The organism is Rhodococcus sp. 27YEA6, from assembly GCF_044908235.1.
Classification (GTDB): domain Bacteria; phylum Actinomycetota; class Actinomycetes; order Mycobacteriales; family Mycobacteriaceae; genus Rhodococcus_F; species Rhodococcus_F qingshengii.
Genome location: NZ_JBIYCY010000010.1, coordinates 42,160 through 61,101, shown reverse-complemented (window position 1 = coordinate 61,101; position 18,942 = coordinate 42,160). Strand labels below are relative to the sequence as shown.

Sequence of the window (18,942 nt, the reverse complement as noted above, 5' to 3'; positions counted from 1 at the left end):
AGTAATGGGCACCGTGAAATTCCAGCGGTTCTTCAGGGCAGCGGCCGGACTGCAGGTCGACCGGAACGATCTCAAGCGCTATACCGATTTCATCGACGACAAGATCTACGACGTGATCCTGATCGGGAAAGCCTCCGCGAAAGCAAACTTGCGCGACGTGATCGAACCGTGGGACCTGCCGATCACCAAGGGATTACAGGAGAGCATCCACCGGTTCGAAAAACTCGACGAGGAGATCGAACTTCAACCGCTGCTCGATCAGCTCACGGCCCGCCCGCCCTTGGACGTGGCCCTCTCAGAGGAGACAGAGCAACGACTGCCGCTGATCGCAGGAGGGTTGAGCGTAGCGCTGGCGCAAACTTTCGCCACGGTCGAACCGGACCGCAAGAACCCCGGCACAGCCCAATGGACAGTCGCCTTCGACATCTTCCACCTACTTCTGTGATTACCACCCGTCCCGGCTGACAGCGCGTCTGAGTTCGAATATGCTGTCCGGCTGCGAAAATACCGGTGCGATTCAGAACTGCCTGTCAGTTGGCGTCGACGACGGAGGATTTCCGGCGAGAGGTGCGGTTTCCGCGCTCGATTCTCGAGCAGCGAGAACTCCAGTGAGGGAATCGATTACAGCCCTCAGATCTTCTGCCGTGAGCGAGTTCGGCTTACACGCCGAACCTCTGACACCGGTAATCCGCGTGGCCAGGCGGCGAGCAGAACTTGTCGATCGGCGATCACTCCTTCGGCTCATCTGAGAACCTTTCGTCTTCACTTTCTCGATCCCCGCATCGGGCGGGCCCTGAGCACTTCTGGGCGCGCACAGCTCAAGGCCCGGCAAGGAGACCAGCGAGGGTGATATGGCCTTGCCTTGACGAACACCCGCCCGATTGTTTGCCCCCTCGAACGGAACGGGTGCCCCCGACCCGACGAAGGTTATTGCGCACTGCTTGTAGACGACAGGGTCGAAAGTCCCAGTTCCATTGTGATGAGCAAGCTTTGACGGTGGCCGAAGTGTTCTCCCTTACAGCCGGTTCGGTGTGTGCACGAACACGGACATCGTTCGCAGCGACTCCGACGAACGAGCACCCGCGATGTTCGATGCCCGATCCACCCGCAAACATCGGGAAAAGACCTATTTTGCAAAAGCATTCGGAACAGACGTCTGCAAACCAAATACCAGGAACGGGCCACCTTTCCAGGCACCGCGGCTACTGCGCCGCTAGCGTGACGACCAAGATGTTCACCTTGCCATGCAAACGGCCATGTCACTTCTTGGCATCGAAGGCGACTGAACATGATTTATACCGATCGCACTGTTTATGGTTGAAGATGTGCGGACGACATGAACGTCGACTTCGCACGGATAGTGGGTCATCGGTGTTGTGTGCTCAATGCCGACGTCGGTCATACGCCCCGACTCGCACACGCAGAGTCGGGGCTCCGGCGGATCCGTTGCCGCACCGCCGCTACTGACGAAGTGCCGTACCGCGCCGCCCGCTTCGAATCGAGGCCGAAGGCGGCCACCGCTTTTGTCGGGACCAGGCAAAGCAGCGATCTTCAGGGACCGGAACACTTCCCCAAAGCTTCTGGCACTCTCGGTTGCAGAGTGCTAATTCGTGTGGTTATCATGTTCTCGCACAGTAAGTTCGGTCAACCGCCACAGTGGCGGTGACCTTTCTTTTCACGACATGGGAGGTGTGTTGCTGTGCTTCGTTTCGATCCTTTCACCGACATCGACGCGATCACCAAGTCCGTACTCGCCGCGGGAACCGGCAACGGACGCAGTCCACGGTTCATGCCGATGGACCTCTACAAGGTCGAGGACCAGTACGTCCTGCACGCCGATCTTCCGGGCGTCGACCCAGGATCAGTGGGCGTCCACATCGACGGCTCGACCCTGACGTTGACCGCGCACCGCACCGCCCTCTCCGAAGAGGGTGTGAGCTGGCTGGCGAGTGAGCGTTTCGCTGGAACATACAAACGGCAGCTGTCCATCAGCGACGACATCGACGCCCAACAGATCGAGGCCTCGTACGACAACGGCGTGTTGACGGTGACGTTGCCGATCGCAGAGAAGGCGAAACCGCGGCGGATCGAGGTCTCCTCCGGACCACCCTCCCGAACCGATAACGCCGGATCGACAACACAGGTGCAGATCGAAGCCTGATCCGCCTGGCCCGAACACCGCTTTGATGGTGGGGTGACTCCCGAGGACACGCGATGGGTTCTCGGGCCTCACCCACCATCGTTTCGATCTCCCACTGCACACCCGTGGCGCACACCGGTACATCCACCACACGAAAGAATCAGCGCGAGAACCCTTTAGCTGCCATGACTGCATCCACTATCCCCCCGCACGAACAATCCGACAACACCGACAACACCGAATCCCGCGCGCACACTCCACCCGATTGGTGGGATCACCACCGTCCGATCACCAGCGATGAATACAGCGACATGGCGTTGATGCTCGGTGCACTCTCGATACTGACGTTCTGGATGTTCGGCCTCGGCATCCTCCTCGGTGCCGCCGCCATCGGAACCGCCCTGGCAGCGCGCCGACCCGACACCCCCGGACGCGATCTGGGCGACAACACCGCCGGCGTGGTCGGGATCCTCACCGGCATTGCCGGAATCGCCTTCGGCGCCGTCTTCCTCACTGCAGCACTACCCCACCTGTAGAAAAACCGAATTTTGCACTAGTGGAATCGAATTGGTGCTTGTAGCAGGATCTCACAAGATCTGAAATCCGTCCCACCTTCAGGCGATGGCGGCAGCCACTATCCCCGGGCCATGTCCACAAACTTGGACAGGTGAAGCTGGTGCGCCACAGTGATTGTCGCGGTCGGGCCGTTACGGTGCTTACCCAGAATCAGGTCGGCTTCACCGCCACGGGGATCGTCTCGCTCGGTCGCGTCGGGGCGGTACAGCAGAATCACCATGTCGGCGTCCTGCTCGAGCGATCCGGACTCACGAAGGTCGGCGACCTGCGGACGCTTGTCGGTTCGCTGCTCGGGACCACGGTTGAGCTGACAGATCGCGACAACCGGAACTTCGAGCTCCTTCGCCAAAAGCTTTAGGCTACGGGAGAATTCGGAGACTTCCTGCTGACGGGACTCGACCTTTTTACCCGAGCTCATCAGCTGGAGGTAGTCGATGACGATCAGGCGAATATCGTGTTTCTGCTTGAGCCGCCGCGCTTTTGCGCGGATTTCCATCATGGTGAGGTTGGGGGAGTCATCGATGAATAGCGGCGCCTCACTGATCTCACTCATGCGACGCGCGAGCTTGGTCCAGTCGTCGTCGGTCATCTTTCCGGAGCGCATGTCGCCGAGCTTGATCTTTGCCTCTGCGGACAGCAGACGCATGACGATCTCGGTTTTGCTCATTTCCAACGAGAACATGACGCTGGCCATGCCGTGCGTGATGGAGCAGGAACGCAGGAAATCCATTCCGAGCGTGGAATTGTGCGTCGGGACCATCGAATGACCGGCCAGGTACATGTGGTCGGCGTTGTCGACCTCGACGCAGCGAACCGGAACACTCGCAATTGGTCGAACATCGACAATGTAGCGCGATCCGCTGCGCGCAGTGCTTTTACTCGCTCGACGCTCCTTGTGCAGCATCGCTTTCCGCGTAAGACCGAACACTTCGTCATCAGTCGAGAAGGTCAAGGTGAATGCAGTCGACGAAGCCTCGGTGCGACCGTTGACTCGCTTTGTGCTCATTTGGCAGCGATAGCCAAGACTGACCACTAATTCCTGGGCATCGCGGACGAGGCGCTCGTTGGTTACCGAAAACTGAACGGAGCCACCGGCAGTCACAGTTCCATCAGTGTCGAGAAGCCCCGCAAGAACCGCACGACGCTGCGCCTCGGACCCACGGAGATACTGGACAGGGATGTGCTTGTTGCCCAGAACACCGATCGTACGTAGGCGTCCTTGAACCGTGCCGTACTCATTGCGGCACTTCTGGCACAGTCGCAGCCCGATCGAAGGTCCACCACAGTGTGAACAGGTTGGCGCAGGTACAGGGTCAGACATGAAACGTGCTTTGCCGCCGCATGATTGACCGCATGTTCGCACCTGACTGGTGAACGGCACGAAGCTCTTTCCGCACACAACGCAATCGCGCGGAGCGACGGGATCTTCCGGGGCTAATTTAAGGCTGTAGCGCAAATGCGCCGACTTGGACGGAACTGCAACCAGGCCTTCGGCCTCGATCAACATGATGATCTCAGGATCAGCAGTGGTGAATTGTGCGCAGGCAGTAGAACCGTCACCTAGCCAAGCGCCAAGTGTGTAGGGCGGGACAAGGAGATCCTGCGTTGGTAGGTCGAGCGGCTTGGCATTCACGACAGAGTGATTAACGCGGTCATCCGCCGTTGCGCATCGCACCGTCGATGCGATCTCCGCCGTGGTTCGGACCTCGGCGAATGTCTTTTGATTCTTATAGCGGTTGTAACCTGTCTTGGTGTTCTGCGCTGAACGGCGCGAAGCACGCGTCTCCGTCAACCACTGATGCTGCTCGTCGGCCACCAACACTGTTCCATCGGAAAACTCGACCTCGTAGCAAGGACGGTCAACCATCACGTCGGTAGCGGCAACAACCCGCGTCGGCTTGCCGTGGTTGTCGATCAACAGATCGCCGACAGCAACGTCACCCATCGTGGTCCAGCCACTGGGCGTCGCGAGGGGAGTATCGAGGGCAAGCGCCTTGCCCACACCAGGACGGGCCGCGACGATAATCATCTGACCAGCGTGAAGGCCGTTGGTGATCTCGTCGAGATCCTTGAATCCGGTGGGCACACCGAGGGAAATTCCACCGCGGCTGGCGATGGAGTCGATCTCGTCCATCGTGGGCTGGAGGAGCTCGGTGAGGGGTACGAAGTCCTCGGTGGTTCGACGCTCGGTGACCTCGAAGATCTCGGCCTGCGCGCGGTCGACAACCTCGGCCACGTCCTGACCCTCGGTGCCGGCGTAGCCGTACTGGACGATGCGAGTACCGGCGTCGACCAGACGACGCAGCACGGACTTCTCGGCCACGATCTCGGCATAGAAGGCGGCGTTGGCGGCTGTGGGCACTGTCTGGGTCAGCGTCACCAGGTAGGCAGCACCACCGATACGGCGGAGCTCACCTCGACGGTCGAGCTCGGCGGAGACCGTCACCGGGTCGGCGGGCTCGCCACGGCTGTAGAGGTCCAGGATCACGTCGTAGACGGACTGGTGGGCGGGCCGGTAGAAGTCACCCGGACGCAGTACCTCGAGGACGTCAGCGATGGCGTCCTTGCTCAGCAGCATGCCGCCGAGCACCGACTGCTCGGCAGTCATGTCCTGAGGTGGCTGGCGTCCGAACTCCTGGTCGGGCTCGGCCTCGGGAGGGCCCGGGTAGTCCGGCCCTGAGAAGTCGGAAGGTCCTCGATCATCTACAACAGCCACAAGCGAGACCTTCCCGTAAAACACTCGACGACACTGCCAGAAACCGCAGCGCCCTCATCATTTGTACCTGCCCCCACCGACATCCCCTAGCCGCATTCGGCCGGACTGTAGATAGACGCCGAGATGACGTTAGGGACTAGTAGGTCCGCATACAAACCGGACTGTGGATAAACCTGTGGATGCTTTGTGGAAACTCCCGCCCCACGGTGTGCACCGCCTGTGGAGCATTTGGGGACTACTTTGCCTAGCAACCACAAAAGAGCAGGTAGATGGCTATCCACAATTTCACAGGCCTGTTGATGAAAATAGTTTTTCCACAGTCGGCGCGTCGGCGTGTCGGGCGTGTTGCCTCGCCCGATTCGTCACTGATCACCAAGTCGAACATCACAGTGTGAGAGTTATCCCCAGGTCCGATTCGGGACGCTGTCAGGCGGCACACCGCACCCCGAAACAAAACGTCGGGCCCCGCACACCGAAGTGTGCGGGGCCCGACGAGACGAACAGTCGACTATGCGCCGACGACGTTCAGGTTGAACTTGGCAACCACATCGGGGTGCAGGTTCACGACCACGGCGTGCTTGCCCGTGTTCTTGATGTGAGCCTTCGGCAACACGATGGAGCGCTTGTCGACAACCGGTCCACCGGCAGCCTTGATCGCAGCAGCGACGTCAGCGACGGTAACCGAACCGAAGAGCTTGCCCGAGCCACCGGCGGTCTTGACCGTCAGCGTTACGGACTCGAGGCCCTCGATAGCTGCCTTGAGCTCCTTGGCGTGATCCAGGCCGCGCACAGCGCGCGCTTCCTGTGCACGACGGATGCCCTCGACCTGCTTCTCGGCGCCACGGGTGGCGACGATTGCCAGTCCGCGGGGGAGCAGGTAGTTACGGCCGTAGCCGTCCTTGACCTCCACGGTGTCGCCAGGCGCACCGAGGTTGTCCACGTCAGCGGTGAGGATGAGCTTCATGTTCTTTCCTCCCTTTCCTTAGCGAGCCACGGTGGCGTAAGGCAGCAGTGCTACCTCACGTGAGTTCTTGACGGCAATGGCAACGTCGCGCTGGTGCTGGACGCAATTGCCGGTGACACGGCGAGCACGGATCTTTCCGCGATCGCTGACGTACTTACGAAGCAACGTCGTGTCCTTGTAGTTGATCTGCGTGTTCTTCTCTTTGCAGAAGGTGCAGACCTTCTTCTTCATAACCTTGTCGCGCAAGGGCGGCTTCGGCATGTCTTTGCTCTTTTCTGGATGTTCCTGATCAGGTACGGATCAGAAGGGCGGTTCGTCGCTGCCCGCACCACCGAAGGAGCCCGAAGCCTGAGGCGCACTGCCCCAAGGATCGTCTCCACCCGAAGGTGCAGCGCTCGGACGTCCGCCACCCGATCCGCCGGAGGAACCGCCGAAGTTGCCGCCTCCACCGCCGCCACCACGGTTGGCCTTGTTGACCTTTGCCGTGGCGTACTTCAGTGAAGGACCGATTTCATCGACTTCGAGCTCGACGACAGTTCGCTTTTCGCCCTCGCGAGTTTCGTACGAACGCTGCTTGAGCCGGCCGCTCACGATTACTCGTGAACCACGGGTCAAGCTCTCCGCGACGTTCTCGGCTGCTTCGCGCCAGATGTTGCAACGCATGAACAGCGCATCGCCGTCTTTCCATTCATTGGAATTACGGTCGAAGGTGCGGGGCGTGGAAGCAACCGTGAAGTTTGCAACCGCGGCACCCGCCGGGGTGAAACGAAGTTCAGGATCAGCCGTCAGGTTTCCGATGACGGTGATGATGGTGTCGCCAGCCATGTGGTTCCTCCTGCATTGATGTAAGACCGTTGGGCGCGAGAGTAGAGCTCGCTACCGACAGTAATTACTTGTTGTGGCGCAGAACCTTCGTGCGCAGAACCGACTCGTTCAGACCGAGCTGACGATCGAGCTCAGCGACGGTGGCGGGAGTGGCGTTGATGTCGATCACCGCGTAGATACCTTCAGCATGCTTCAGGATCTCGTAGGCGAGACGACGCTTACCCCAGACATCGACCTTGTCGATCGTGCCGCCGTGCTGGCGCACAACATTGAGGAACGTATCCAGTGAAGGAGCGACAGTGCGCTCGTCCAGGCTGGGGTCAAGGATGACCATCAATTCGTAATGACGCATAAGACCTCATCACCTCCTGTGGACTAAGTGAAAACGGCCACGGACTATCCGTGGCAGGAGGGTCGTTGCGTCAGCAACCCTCGTAGGTTACACGAGGGGCCTTGACCAGGGAAATCGTCCCGGCCCTCCGGGAAGACCACCGGGTCGATGCGCGACGCGTGGTGCAGACGCATCACCCCGCGAGCCACTGCGCCCCCTAGGGTGAGAATCATGCGAACAGACCGCAAGACCCCGGCGTCGATCCTGGCGTTGGTCGTCGGATTGTGCGGGCTGACGATGGCGCTGGGCTATTTCAACAAGGCCAGATGCGGCGGTGCACCGTTCGCGCCCGACGGACGAAGCCTGAACTTCGACGTCAACAAGAACATCGACGTCTGCTACTCCGACATTCAGTTGCTCTGGCTCGGACGAGGTATCGATCAGCATCTGTTCCCCTTCGTCACCGGAGGGATAACGCCCGAAGGATTCCTGACCGGCGGAACCGTCGAATACCCGGTGCTCAGCGGAATTCTGATGTGGCTGGGCGGTATCGGCTCACACACCGACACCGATTTCCTTCTGCACTCGGCCCTGATCCTGGCTCCTTTCGGACTGCTCACGGCGTGGATGCTCGGCAAGATGAGCGGCGCGTACGCGCTCGTGTGGTCGGCGACTCCGCCCCTGGTTCTGTACGCATTCCACAACTGGGAGCTCCCGGTGGTGGCCACCAGCGTCGGCGCGATCTTCCTGATGACGTTCGAGCGGATCCCGCTGCGAACTCGCGCGGTTCTGGCGGCCGTCATCCTGGCGATCGGTTTCTGTTTGAAGCTGTACCCGGGAATGTTCGTGCTGCCGCTCATGGCCTACGTGCTTCTACGCGGCACCGAAGGCAAGCGCTACGACGTTCGTGGAGCGCTGATGACGGCGGGCGCGGCGATCGTCACCGTCGTCCTCGTCAACCTGCCGTTCGCCCTCATTTCCTACGAAGGCTGGCGCGCGTCGTTCAGCTTCCAGGAGAAGCGAAGCGCGGACATCACCACCAACTCGGTGTGGTTCTGGGGTTTGCGCCCGTTCTACGGTTTCGGAGTTCGCGAACTCAACGCCGACTACGACGCACTGGTGAGCATCCTGTCTCCGGTCATGATCCTGTTGTCGTTCGCGCTCGCGATGTATCTGGGTTGGCGCCGCTACGTCCGCGACGGCTACTTTCCGTGGATTGCAGTCAGTGCCGCGATGCTGTGCGGATTCGTGTTGCTGCACAAGGTCAATTCACCGCAGTACACACTGTGGATCCTGCCTTTCCTCGTACTGTTCAAGATCCGGTGGTTCTGGATCGTCGCCTATCTGATCGCCGACGCAGCGTTGGGTATCGGCATCTTCCGGTACTTCTACCAACTGGACATGAATCTCGATCCGAGCAAGTACGAAGCCGTCGTCCAGGCGAGCGTGTGGGGCCACGTCATCCTGCTCGCCGTGTTCTTCTTCCTGTTCCTGCGAGTCCCGTTGCGGTATCCGCTTGCCGGTGGGACCGATCCGATTGCCAACTCCGACAACAACCTTCCGACTCACTCACGGGAGCACGCCTGATGACTGCATCATGGTTCGAATCACCGACGCTGACCGGTGATCGTGTCCGACTCGAACCCCTGGGCGTCGCGCACACCGACGCTCTGCTCGCTGCTGCCGACGACCCGGCGATCTTTCGTTGGACCGCATCGCCCATCACCGATCGGGAACAGGCACAGAAGTACATCGCTGCAGCAACCGACGACCCTAATCGGATCGCCTTTGCGCAGGTGAACATCGCGACGAACGCCGTGGTCGGCACTACGTCCATGTACCAGATCGACCCGGTAAACCGCAGTCTTGCAATCGGGTACACGTGGTTGTCGCGATCGGTTCAGGGAACCGGGATCAATCCCGAATCGAAGCTGCTCCTGCTTCGTCACGCCTTCGACCAGCTCGAAGCCGTACGCGTCGAGTGGCACACGGACGAGTTCAACGAACAGTCCAGGGCCGCGATCGAAAAGCTCGGCGCTCAGTTCGAGGGCCTGCTGCGCAAGCACCGACGCCGTGTCGACGGCAGCTGGCGTACAACAGCGCTGTTCGCGATGACCGACGACGATTGGCCGACCATCGCACCTCAGCTCGAGACACGTACCCGAAACTAGCGATCACCTGCACTCTTCGGCCAAGTCCATGCCAAGATTCACCTCATGAGCGATCAGGGTGGGTACGGGTACCAGGGCAATCAGAATTGGCAACCGTCTCCGTACGGGCAGCCCGATCCGTACGGCAGGCGGCCGACGAACACACTCGCGGTGCTCGCCCTCGTCTTCGCGTTCCTCATCGCGCCGTTGGGGATCGTCTTCGGTCACATCGCTCGCGGCCAGATCAAACGGACCGGCGAAGAAGGCGACGGACTCGCCCTTGCCGGACTGATCATCGGCTACATCTTCACCGCACTCGGCATCTTGGCCGTGATCGTGTGGATCGCGTTCTTCGGGCTGCTCGCCGCCGCTTTCGGCAACGCCGCCAATGAAGCGAGTTCGCGGAGTCTCACCTATACGACGCCGTACTCGTACTCCACGACCACGACTCGGGCGCCGAGTGCACCCACCACAGCGCCGAAAACGACGACGCCCCCACGCGTCACAACCTCGATCGGACCAGCGCCGACCGTCTCGGGCACCAACCGTCAGGGCTTCATCTCCGGCGGCCCCAGTTGCAACTCCACCAATCCCGCCGTCGCCATCGCCGTCACGACCGGATCACGAATCGTCATCTGCGAAACCGGAGTCGGGCGTTACTACTACAAGGGTCAACGGCTGAGCGACGGCGCCACCATCGAACTCGACGATCCGACGCCCACGGGCAACGGATTCACCGTCACCAACAAGGACGTGACGTACAAGCTCACCTCCGCCGGACTGGTGATCACCGGCAGCGGAGGCGAGCTGGGTCGGGAACCGGCGCTCGAGTTCTGGATGAACTGACCCACGTCAGCCGGCACACGGATCCTGGTAGGGAACACCGGGCAGGTACCGCTCCCATTCGGCTTCCGTGATGGGAGATCCTGCGGTGCGGCACAATCGATCAACGACGCCGTCGGGGTCGATTCCCCACAAGCGAACGGTCTTGTCCGACCCGCTACCCGCGATCATGTCACTCTCGCCGGCGAACTGAGCGTCGTTGACGCGACCCGGGTAGGCGGACAGCGTCGCAAATCGTGTTGCCTGCGAGGGAGTCTCGATGTCCCAGAGCCAGACGGTTCCGTCGCCGACACCGGCAGCGAGCCGATCACCGGCGCGGTTGAACGAGATCGAATAGATTGCGCCCTCGGGGCCGACGAGACGAGCGAGTTCCTCGGGTGCCGACGGTGTGCGTACGTCCCACACGGCGACACCGTGATCCGCACTTCCAGCGGCCAACAGCGTTCCGTCGGCGCTGAAAGACACTGCTAATGCGTAGCTTTCGAATCCACCCACCGTCGCCGCCACCCGGGGCGACGCTGCGTTCGACACGTCCCACAGATCCACTTCGTTCTTGGCGTTCGCGATCGCCAAGATGTCGGTACCTGGCTGAAAGGCCATCATCTGCGGGTAGGAGCCGACATCGGTCAACGACAACAGTTTCGGAGCTGACGGGTCGGAAACGTCGACCAACGCAATACTGTTGTCGTCCTGCGAGGACACCGCCAGCAGATCTCCGGCGGGATTCAGTGCGACAACCGCCACGATGCCCTTCACATATACCGCAGGCTCGCCGTAGATACGTGGCGACGCCGGATCACTCAGGTCCCAAAGATATGCACCGCCGCCGCCGGTGCCGCTCACAGCCAGGTTCCCGTCTGCCGACACCGCCGACGCACCGCTGAAAGTTTCGGCCCCTTGCGGTTTCAACTCTGGCATCACCGCGGGGCGATCGAGATCCTCGGTGTTCCACGCCAACATCGCGCCACCCCTGGCACCGACGCCGGCCACCAGACGCGAGCCGTCCGCGGCAAAGGGACTGGTGAAGATCGTGTCCCGAGCTCCCGCCCAGACCGGACCCGGAAGAGCCCACACGCGAGTCACACCGTTGAGTCCCCCGGTGACCAGATTGCGGCCGTCATCGCTGTAGTCGACGGTGGTCACCGCCCCACTGTCCGGAAGTGTCTCGATCAATGCCCCGGTTCGGGGGTCCCACACGCGCACGGAGTTGTCGGAACTCCCTGCAGCAAGGCGTGTTCCATCTTTACCGTAGTTGAGTTCGTTGACGTAACTGGAAAATCCCGTCAGCGCCGGGAGGGGAGCAGGGCGCGCCGGATCGCTCATGTCCCACCGAACCACCTCCCTGCCAGTGGTTCCCGCCGCGAGCTCGCGTCCGTCCGGACTGAAGGCGACGCCGAGGTAGTGGACGGTGGTGCCGTTGGGCTCGGTCGCGAAGATCGGCGCCGATTCCTCACCCCACTTCGCGACGTCCCACACGCGCAGAGTCGCTTGACGCCCGCCCGCCACGAGGAAACGTCCGTCGGGGCTGAACGTCGCGGTGACAATGCCGTCAGCTGGATGCGGAAGAGCAGGCAAAGCAACGGCATTCGTGGAGGTGTCGATGTTCCATCGCAGAACGTCGGGCGTCGAGGTACCGGCGACCAGCTTGGTTCCGTCTGGGCTGAACTCCATGTCCTGCACTACGCGTTCACCGTCGACGGGAAGTGTTCCACGGACCGGATTCTTCGGGTCCGACACATCCCAGAGTGCAGCGCCGCCGGCGCCACCGGTCGCAAGGAGCCGTCCGTCCGGGCTGTAGGCGACGGCAAAGAGGGCCGTGCCCTCCGAGACTCCGAGGAACTCCGCCTGCGGAACAGCTGAGGCCACACCGTCCACCATCGGATAAAGCCTGACTTTTCCGTCCGAACCACCCACCGCCACAACAGTTCCAGCTGGGTTGATCCGGGCCTTCATCGCGCCGGGCGGTCCGATGATGCGAGTAGCCGAATGAACGCCCGACGCATCCAGCAATGCCGAGCGGGCTTCGGTCGTTTCGTTGACCGCAAATGCCGCCAGAGCAAGCTGCGACGCCAGCGACGGATCCCGCTCACGCATCCTGATCGACTCGGTGGCCACCTGACGCGACATCGCCTCGTCGCGCGCAGTATCTGCTTGGACACGTTGACGATTGGCGCCGATACCGGCGACGGTGGCAACCACCGCCAACACCAGAGCGATCACCGACGCGGCTGCCAGCGCAGTCACGAGCCGTCGTAGCACGCGTGTACGTCGGCGATCGGCAAATTCCTGCTGATCACGATGCTCGATGCTCGCGGCGAGGTACTCCCGCTCGGCGGCATTGAGGTCGGCGGCGCGGGTCCGACTCGGTTCCAGTGGGAGCCCGAGTTCGCCCGAACGCAGCCATTCTTCCGTCAGATGAAGACGTGCGGGTCCGAGCAGCGCGCCGGGGTCGCGTCCACTGTCTTCCCACACCTGCGCCGCGTAGGTGAACCGGCGATGCACCGCCAGACCGGCGCGGTCCGAGTCGATCCAATCGCGAAGCCGACTCCACGCGGACAGCAAGACCTCGTGCGAAACCTCGACGGTCTCCTCGTCGACGGTGAGAAGGCGGCGTAAGGCGAACCGGTCGATGACGGTATTCACGTCGTCGACGTCGTCACCGAGGAAGAGTTCGGTGCGCGGTGCCCGCCGACGCGTCTGCGTCACTTCGTCGACGTTGACCAATCGCAGAAAGATCCTGCACGCAAACTGCTGCTGCCTATCTGTGAGCTCGCCGTACACTTCCTCCGCGCTTTGCTGGACAGCTCCGGCGATCCCGTCGGTGGCGTAGTAATCCGAGACGGTCAGAGTTTTACGCGTCGACCGTTGCCAGGTCCCCAACAGTGCGTGTGACAGCAAGGGCAAAGCTCCGGGGTCGCTCGCCGTACGCGAGCCGCGTGGTGTCAGCTCGGATACCAGAACCTGAACCAATTCGCTCTGCACGGTCATCCCGGCCTTGACCGCCGGCTCGACGATCACCTCGCGCAATTGTTCGTCGGTCAGTGGCCCGACCACCATCGGCGAATCGTCGAGCAGCGGCACCAAAAGCGGTTCCTCCGCCGCGAGCCCGTAGAAGTCGGCGCGCATTCCGATGACGGCGATGGTGTTCTCACCGAGTTCCGCGAGTGTCTGCAGTATTTCCTCGCGCCGATCACCGTCGCACTGCGTCCACAGTTCCTCGAACTGGTCGAGGATCAAGACGGTTGGTTCGTCGGAAATCGACGACGGAATTCCTCCCGTACCCGGCTGCAGGATTTCCACCCGCCAGCCGTCGAACCGTGAATCGCCCTCGGCAACCTTGGGGGCGAGCCCGGCCCGCAGCAACGACGACTTACCCGATCCTGAAGCACCGATCACCATGAACTGACGGCGACCGACACCTCGTATCGCCGACGCCACCCGCTCGACCAAGTTGGCAGTGAGTTCGTCTCGACCGAAGAACCACTCGGCATCCTCCTGCCGGAACGACTCGAGACCTCGATACGGAACGGTGGCGTCGCCGCGTCGTCTGGCCGTCAGCTGTCTCACTCGTTGCACCGCACTGATCCAGCGCTCCCGCTCATCCTCGGAATCGACGCCGCAGGCCTCGAGGAGCGCGAAAAACATCGGGGTACTCGCCGGCGTCGGCAGGTGTTGGCCGGCAAACCATCCGCTGACGGTTCCGTGCAAACCACCCGAACGCTCGACGGCTTCGCGGACCGTCAGTCCGGCTGCGTTCCGCAGTGCAGTGAGCATCTCAGCAAACTGCCCACGCGACTCGATCCGGGCGGGATCGACCTGATTGTGCGTACCGGCTTCTGCCTTCGAGTTCATAGCGACGCACTCTATCGAAGCAGGTAGGGGACTTGTCCGTTGTATGGACTCTGTATCGAGAGAGTTGCACCCGTTCCACTGAGACACCTCGATCGAAATACTCGTCTCAGTCGCACCCCGAGCCAGCAGCCCTTCTGCAAATACGGCAGTCGACGCCCATCCCCTCCGTCGAAAGGCGCTACTCGCATGTCTTCAATCGGCATTTCTCCGAAGATCGAGGCAAACGTGTCCCGAGTCGGCAACCCCAAGCACGGCAAGCACAAGCCGAAGCTGAGCGTCCGCGAGATCGAAGTACTTCTTGCCTGGCTACGTTCGGATTCCAAGTCCGAGGTCGCCGAGACGCTCGGCCTACGCGTCTGCACCGTCAACACACACATCACTCGGATCCGCACGAAGTACAGCGACGTCGGGCGGCCGGCTCCCACGAAGGCAGCATTGTTTGCCCGCGCGGTCCAGGACGGGTACACCACCCTCGACGAGTGGTGACCTCAGACCGTGACGGGTTCCGGTTCCTTCGCCTTGGACGGCTTCAGCCAACCGGGTAGCCAGGCAGGTTGTTTGTCCGGTGCTTGATCGAGAACACCGCCCGCCGGATCGTCGATGAACCCGTACCGCACGAGATCCTCCGACGGCCGGTAGATCTGCCGGAGCACCAGCGCGCACAGAACGAGTACCGCGATGTCCCGGATCACGACGGTTCCGGTGAACCACTGCTCGGGCAGCCCCTTGTTGGACACACCGAGGTAATACATCATTCGTGGAACCCAGACCAGGGCGTCGATGGTCATCCACGCGAGCAGGAGTCTGCGGTGCGGCAAGGCCAACACGGCCAGCGGTACCAGCCACAGAGAATACTGCGGGCTCCACACCTTGTTCGTGAGCAGGAAGCCCGCCACCAACAGGAAGCACAGCTGCGCAACTCGCGGACGACGCTGCGCCGTCAGGGCGACGTATCCGACACCGATGCAGACGGCCACGAACAAAAGCAGAGAGACGGCGTTGAGATTCGACGGTGACTCACCCTGTGCGAGAGGACCGTCGAGGCCCTTCCACGACGTGAACGACGCGATCACGTTGTAGAGCGAATCCGGATCGGCCCCGCGTTCGGAGTTGAGCCGGAAGAACTCGTACCAACCATGGGGGTACAGCGCGGCAATGGGCAGGTTCACCGCAAGCCATGCCGCGACCGCGCTGAGAGCGGTCACCAGCCAGTCCCTCGTCTTGCCCGCGCGCAGACACAGGACCAAGAGCGGTCCCAGTAGGAGCAGCGGGTAGAGCTTCGCGGCGCCGCCCAGGCCGAGCAGGATTCCCGCGAGCACGGGCCGCTTGCGTGCCCATGCCAACAACCCACCCGCCGCGAACGCCGTCGCCAGAGGATCGAAGTTCGTGAACACGTGCACGATCACCAACGGGGAACACGCGATGAGAGCGCCGTCCCACACTCGTCGTCCGGCCAGCAGGGTGCTCGCCCACACGGTGACCAGCCACGCCAACGCCAACCCGAACGCCACGACGTTGAAATAGAGCGCCACCTGAATCGCGCCCGGCAGCCAGGTGATCGAATCCCACGCCTTCGCGACTTTCATTGCGCCGTACTGGTAGAGCCCCGAGATGACCGGATACTCCATGTACCGCATCTGGATCGAACCGTCGCCGCGTACTTCTTCCCACGACGTCTTGTACGGGAATGCTCCCTGATCGAGGCGCTCGGCTCCGTACAGCGGAACGGTATCGGAGTAACACATCGCCACGTACTGACGGCTGCCACTCCAGTCGAGGCCGACCTGCCCGCTCTCGCCGACCGGCGCCTGCTGAATACAGCCCGCCTTGGCGAACCAGCCGAAAGCCAAGAACACCACGGCGAGCAGAAGGATCACTCGCATCGGTGTGAAGAAGCGAGTGCGCCCGATCAGTGCGTGACGACCTACCGGACCGCCGACGGTTCCCGACAGCGCAGACACCATCGCGTCGTTGAGACTGGGAACGTCCCGCCAATCCGCCGAACGAAGATCTTCGGCCAGCGGAGCGGGGGAGGTCGGTTCGGCATCATCAGCATTCGCGGCCACTCCGCGAGGTTACCGTCTTTCGAACCGACCACCCTCCAACTACTGGCCGGGGCTCACACCTGCCGGTTCTTCCTCGGTGGTCTCGCCTGCCCCTGGTACCTGTGGCGTGGTTGTCGTCGGCCGGGAGATGCCCGGAATCGGGATCGTGATGCCCGGCAGAACCTCGACCTGCGTCGTTGTCACCACGGGCGGCGGAGTGGTTTCCGTCGTCGTCGGTGCGGTGGTCGGCGGCGCCGACGTCTTGGGCGGTGCGGGAGCCGTGTACTCCGGAACACCACCGGCTTGACCGTTGATCTTGCCCGGCGTCGGGAACTTCTCGTTGTCGGTGCCCTCGAGGGCGCCGTCCATCGTGTCCTTCCAGATGTCCGAAGGCAGACCCGAGCCGTAGATCATCGCGCCGCCCGAGTTGGTGATCGCTTCACCGTCGGGAGTTCCGACCCAGACCGCGGTCGAAAGCGACGGCGTGTAGCCGACCATCCACGCGTCCTTGTTGGCTCCGGTGTCACCGAGCTGCGCAGTACCTGTCTTCGACGCCGACAGACGTCCGCCGGCCAGGTTGTGACCGCGCGAGTACGCCGCGATCGGCTGCATCGCAGCCGTCACGTTGTCCGCCACGGCAGCGTCGATGCGGTCTTCACCGGCGGGCGCGCCGCGGTCCAGCAGCACGGTGCCGTCGGCCGCGACGACCTTCTGCACGAAGTGCGGTGCGTGATACGTACCGGACGCGGCGAGTGTCGCGTACGACGACGCCATGTCGAGCACGCGGGCCTGGTACTGGCCGAGCACGATGCCGTTGTTGGGGCCGGAACCGTCGGCCTCGGTGAGCGACGGGCCGACGCCCGGGATGTCCTTCGGGATGCCTGCCTTGTGAGCGATGTCCGCGATTTCCTGCGGGCCGTTGCCGTCGAGGCTGAGCATCTGACGGTAGAAGCTGGTGTTCAGCGAACGCTTGAGCGCCTCTGCGATGGTGCAGGTGCCGCAGCTTTCACCTTCGACGTTGCCGATGGAGATGCCGTTGACGGTCAGCGGTGAGCTGTCGTACATCTGCGAGAGCGGGATTCCCTGATCCAGGGCGGCTGCGAGGCCGAACACCTTGAACGAGGAACCGGTCTGAAGTCCGGCATTCGCGAAGTCGTATCCCGCGCCGTCCTCACCGCCGTAGTACGCCTTGACGGCTCCGGTCTTCGGATCGACCGAGACAACTGCGGTACGCAGGTTCTCCGGCTCGCCCTCCATATTGGAACGGGCTGCCTCGACCGCTGCGGCCTGAGCCTGCGGGTCGATGGTCGTGGTGATCTGCAAGCCCTCGGTGTTGAGCAACTGCTCGCTGATTCCAGCGTCGCCGATCTCCTTGAGCACCTGACGCTTGATCAGGCCCTCGGGGCCGGTCGAGCCCTGGCTGCTGTTGTCGACCTGGGCGAGCGGGATGTATGCGGGGTACTGCATCGGCGTGCGCGCGGCCTGATCCAGCGTGCCTGCAGACACCATGCCGTCGAGCACGTAATCCCAGCGGGACTTCGCGCCTGTCGGGTTGGTCTCGGGATCGAGGAGCGACGGAAGCTGGATCGACGACGCCAGGACGGCGCCTTCTTCGATGGACAGCTGGTCGACGGGCTTACCGAAGTAAGCCTTGGACGCGGCTTCGATACCGTACGCACCACGACCGAAGTAGATGGTGTTCAGGTATGCGGCAAGAATGTCGTCCTTGGACCACTCGTTGGCCATCTTCGAGGAGAGAACAAGTTCCTTCATCTTTCGCGTCAGCGAACGCTCCGAGCCGACGAGCGCGGTCTTCACGTACTGCTGAGTGATGGTCGATCCACCACCGGCACTGTCGCGACCGAGGACGTTGTCACGGGCTGCGCGCGCGAAACCGGAGATCGAGAAGCCCGGGTTCGAGTAGAAATCGCGGTCCTCTGCGGCCAGAACGGCGTTACGAACGTGCATCGGCACCTGATCGAGCGAGACCTCGACGCGGTTACCTTCGTCCGGCGGGACGACGGTAGCGATCACGGTGCTTCCGTCGGCGGCAAAGACCGTCGCCACCTGATTGGTCTTTTGGTCACCGGGCTTGGGGACGTCCTGCACGATGTACGCGGCCATGAAGGCAAGGACGGGCAGAACAAGACCGAGCGCCACCAAGACGTAGGCCGAGCGGCGAACTGTGCGCCACTTGGACTTCTTCTTCACGGTGCTCTTTCTTCCCTTCGGGGGTTGTCCGTCGTTGCCACCGCCACCGGAGCCACCTGTCGGCGGCTTCGTCGGCGGAGGTCCGACCGGCGGGCGGGCGCCCGCGTTGCTACGGGTGGTCGCTGCTGCTGCCGCGACGCGCTGGGTCGGTTCGTTCGCCTGAGCGCCGGAGGCGCGATCTCCTTGAGCGCCTACGGCGCGATCTCGAGGCGGCGGGCCGGCAGGTCGGCCTTGCGGCGGACGACCCTGAGGAGGGGGACCGGCGGGGCGGCCCTGAGGAGGCGGGCCT

At 62.4% G+C, this 18,942-nt stretch carries 16 protein-coding genes; 8 read left to right on the top strand and 8 right to left on the bottom strand.

Annotation, left to right across the window (positions count from 1 at the left end):
* The first annotated feature begins 4 nt into the window (after positions 1 to 4).
* From ABH939_RS23000 to ABH939_RS22990, 3 genes are all read left to right on the top strand, one after another.
* Complete coding sequence (locus ABH939_RS23000; protein ID WP_024487875.1) at positions 5 to 445, top strand: DUF1931 family protein; 441 nt, start codon at positions 5 to 7, stop codon at positions 443 to 445.
* 1,254 nt (positions 446 to 1,699) lie between these two features.
* The gene (locus ABH939_RS22995) at positions 1,700 to 2,161 is read left to right on the top strand and encodes an Hsp20/alpha crystallin family protein (RefSeq protein WP_047272442.1); all 462 of its coding nucleotides are present in this window, start codon (positions 1,700 to 1,702) and stop codon (positions 2,159 to 2,161) included.
* 164 nt (positions 2,162 to 2,325) lie between these two features.
* Entirely contained in the window at positions 2,326 to 2,676 is a 351-nt protein-coding gene (locus ABH939_RS22990) for a hypothetical protein (protein WP_039973505.1), read from the top strand.
* A 98-nt stretch (positions 2,677 to 2,774) separates the two neighbouring features.
* Here ABH939_RS22990 and dnaB read toward each other — a convergent pair whose 3' ends face one another.
* The 5 genes from dnaB to rpsF form a co-directional block, all read right to left on the bottom strand.
* Positions 2,775 to 5,432 (bottom strand): replicative DNA helicase, encoded by a 2,658-nt coding sequence (gene dnaB / locus ABH939_RS22985; RefSeq protein ID WP_064073505.1) that lies wholly within the window; start codon positions 5,430 to 5,432, stop codon positions 2,775 to 2,777.
* 508 nt (positions 5,433 to 5,940) lie between these two features.
* Positions 5,941 to 6,396: a 50S ribosomal protein L9 gene (gene rplI, locus ABH939_RS22980; protein WP_007735531.1), complete on the bottom strand. Its 456-nt coding sequence runs from the start codon at positions 6,394 to 6,396 to the stop codon at positions 5,941 to 5,943.
* 18 nt (positions 6,397 to 6,414) lie between these two features.
* Positions 6,415 to 6,657, bottom strand: a complete 243-nt coding sequence (gene rpsR / locus ABH939_RS22975) for a 30S ribosomal protein S18 (RefSeq protein ID WP_003941245.1) — start codon at positions 6,655 to 6,657, stop codon at positions 6,415 to 6,417.
* Between the two features lie 39 nt (positions 6,658 to 6,696).
* Entirely contained in the window at positions 6,697 to 7,221 is a 525-nt protein-coding gene (locus ABH939_RS22970; RefSeq protein ID WP_003941248.1) for a single-stranded DNA-binding protein, read from the bottom strand.
* Between the two features lie 64 nt (positions 7,222 to 7,285).
* Positions 7,286 to 7,573, bottom strand: coding sequence for a 30S ribosomal protein S6 (rpsF, locus tag ABH939_RS22965; protein ID WP_003941237.1), 288 nt, complete (start codon positions 7,571 to 7,573; stop codon positions 7,286 to 7,288).
* Between the two features lie 210 nt (positions 7,574 to 7,783).
* On the opposite strand from rpsF, the gene ABH939_RS22960 reads away from it, so the two are divergent.
* The 3 genes from ABH939_RS22960 to ABH939_RS22950 are packed head-to-tail and all read left to right on the top strand — an operon-like array spanning position 7,784 to position 10,548.
* Positions 7,784 to 9,139, top strand: coding sequence for a glycosyltransferase family 87 protein (locus ABH939_RS22960; protein ID WP_193594740.1), 1,356 nt, complete (start codon positions 7,784 to 7,786; stop codon positions 9,137 to 9,139).
* The gene (locus ABH939_RS22955) at positions 9,139 to 9,723 is read left to right on the top strand and encodes a GNAT family protein (protein WP_311094127.1); all 585 of its coding nucleotides are present in this window, start codon (positions 9,139 to 9,141) and stop codon (positions 9,721 to 9,723) included. The genes ABH939_RS22960 and ABH939_RS22955 overlap by 1 nt, the downstream gene beginning before the upstream one ends.
* Positions 9,724 to 9,768: 45 nt before the next feature.
* Positions 9,769 to 10,548, top strand: coding sequence for a DUF4190 domain-containing protein (locus ABH939_RS22950; RefSeq protein WP_003941240.1), 780 nt, complete (start codon positions 9,769 to 9,771; stop codon positions 10,546 to 10,548).
* A 6-nt stretch (positions 10,549 to 10,554) separates the two neighbouring features.
* On the opposite strand, the gene ABH939_RS22945 is transcribed toward ABH939_RS22950, so the two are convergent.
* On the bottom strand, positions 10,555 to 14,397 hold the full coding sequence (locus tag ABH939_RS22945) for a helix-turn-helix domain-containing protein (RefSeq protein WP_404650190.1): 3,843 nt from the start codon (positions 14,395 to 14,397) through the stop codon (positions 10,555 to 10,557).
* A gap of 186 nt (positions 14,398 to 14,583) precedes the next feature.
* Here ABH939_RS22945 and ABH939_RS22940 point away from each other — a divergent pair, with 186 nt between their 5' ends.
* Entirely contained in the window at positions 14,584 to 14,883 is a 300-nt protein-coding gene (locus tag ABH939_RS22940; protein ID WP_003941253.1) for a LuxR C-terminal-related transcriptional regulator, read from the top strand.
* A gap of 2 nt (positions 14,884 to 14,885) precedes the next feature.
* On the opposite strand, the gene ABH939_RS22935 is transcribed toward ABH939_RS22940, so the two are convergent.
* Both ABH939_RS22935 and ABH939_RS22930 read right to left on the bottom strand, forming a co-directional pair.
* Entirely contained in the window at positions 14,886 to 16,463 is a 1,578-nt protein-coding gene (locus ABH939_RS22935; protein ID WP_404650189.1) for a glycosyltransferase family 87 protein, read from the bottom strand.
* Between the two features lie 39 nt (positions 16,464 to 16,502).
* A complete protein-coding gene (locus tag ABH939_RS22930) occupies positions 16,503 to 18,653 on the bottom strand; it encodes a transglycosylase domain-containing protein (protein ID WP_064689047.1) in 2,151 nt (716 codons plus the stop codon).
* Between ABH939_RS22930 and ABH939_RS22925 the strand changes: the two genes are divergently transcribed.
* Positions 18,637 to 18,816 (top strand): hypothetical protein, encoded by a 180-nt coding sequence (locus ABH939_RS22925; protein WP_404650187.1) that lies wholly within the window; start codon positions 18,637 to 18,639, stop codon positions 18,814 to 18,816. The two genes, ABH939_RS22930 and ABH939_RS22925, sit on opposite strands and share 17 nt — an antisense overlap.
* Positions 18,817 to 18,942 lie beyond the last annotated feature (126 nt).

What these genes read in the sequence shown, in the direction of transcription:
- ABH939_RS22950 (WP_003941240.1), top strand. Translation starts at nt 9,769, where the DNA reads ATGAGCGATCAGGGTGGGTACGGGTACCAGGGCAATCAGAATTGGCAA.
- ABH939_RS22990 (WP_039973505.1), top strand. Translation starts at nt 2,326, where the DNA reads ATGACTGCATCCACTATCCCCCCGCACGAACAATCCGACAACACCGAC.
- ABH939_RS23000 (WP_024487875.1), top strand. Translation starts at nt 5, where the DNA reads ATGGGCACCGTGAAATTCCAGCGGTTCTTCAGGGCAGCGGCCGGACTG.
- ABH939_RS22960 (WP_193594740.1), top strand. Translation starts at nt 7,784, where the DNA reads ATGCGAACAGACCGCAAGACCCCGGCGTCGATCCTGGCGTTGGTCGTC.
- rpsF (WP_003941237.1), bottom strand. Translation starts at nt 7,573, where the DNA reads ATGCGTCATTACGAATTGATGGTCATCCTTGACCCCAGCCTGGACGAG.
- rplI (WP_007735531.1), bottom strand. Translation starts at nt 6,396, where the DNA reads ATGAAGCTCATCCTCACCGCTGACGTGGACAACCTCGGTGCGCCTGGC.
- ABH939_RS22945 (WP_404650190.1), bottom strand. Translation starts at nt 14,397, where the DNA reads ATGAACTCGAAGGCAGAAGCCGGTACGCACAATCAGGTCGATCCCGCC.
- rpsR (WP_003941245.1), bottom strand. Translation starts at nt 6,657, where the DNA reads ATGCCGAAGCCGCCCTTGCGCGACAAGGTTATGAAGAAGAAGGTCTGC.
- ABH939_RS22940 (WP_003941253.1), top strand. Translation starts at nt 14,584, where the DNA reads ATGTCTTCAATCGGCATTTCTCCGAAGATCGAGGCAAACGTGTCCCGA.
- ABH939_RS22970 (WP_003941248.1), bottom strand. Translation starts at nt 7,221, where the DNA reads ATGGCTGGCGACACCATCATCACCGTCATCGGAAACCTGACGGCTGAT.
- ABH939_RS22955 (WP_311094127.1), top strand. Translation starts at nt 9,139, where the DNA reads ATGACTGCATCATGGTTCGAATCACCGACGCTGACCGGTGATCGTGTC.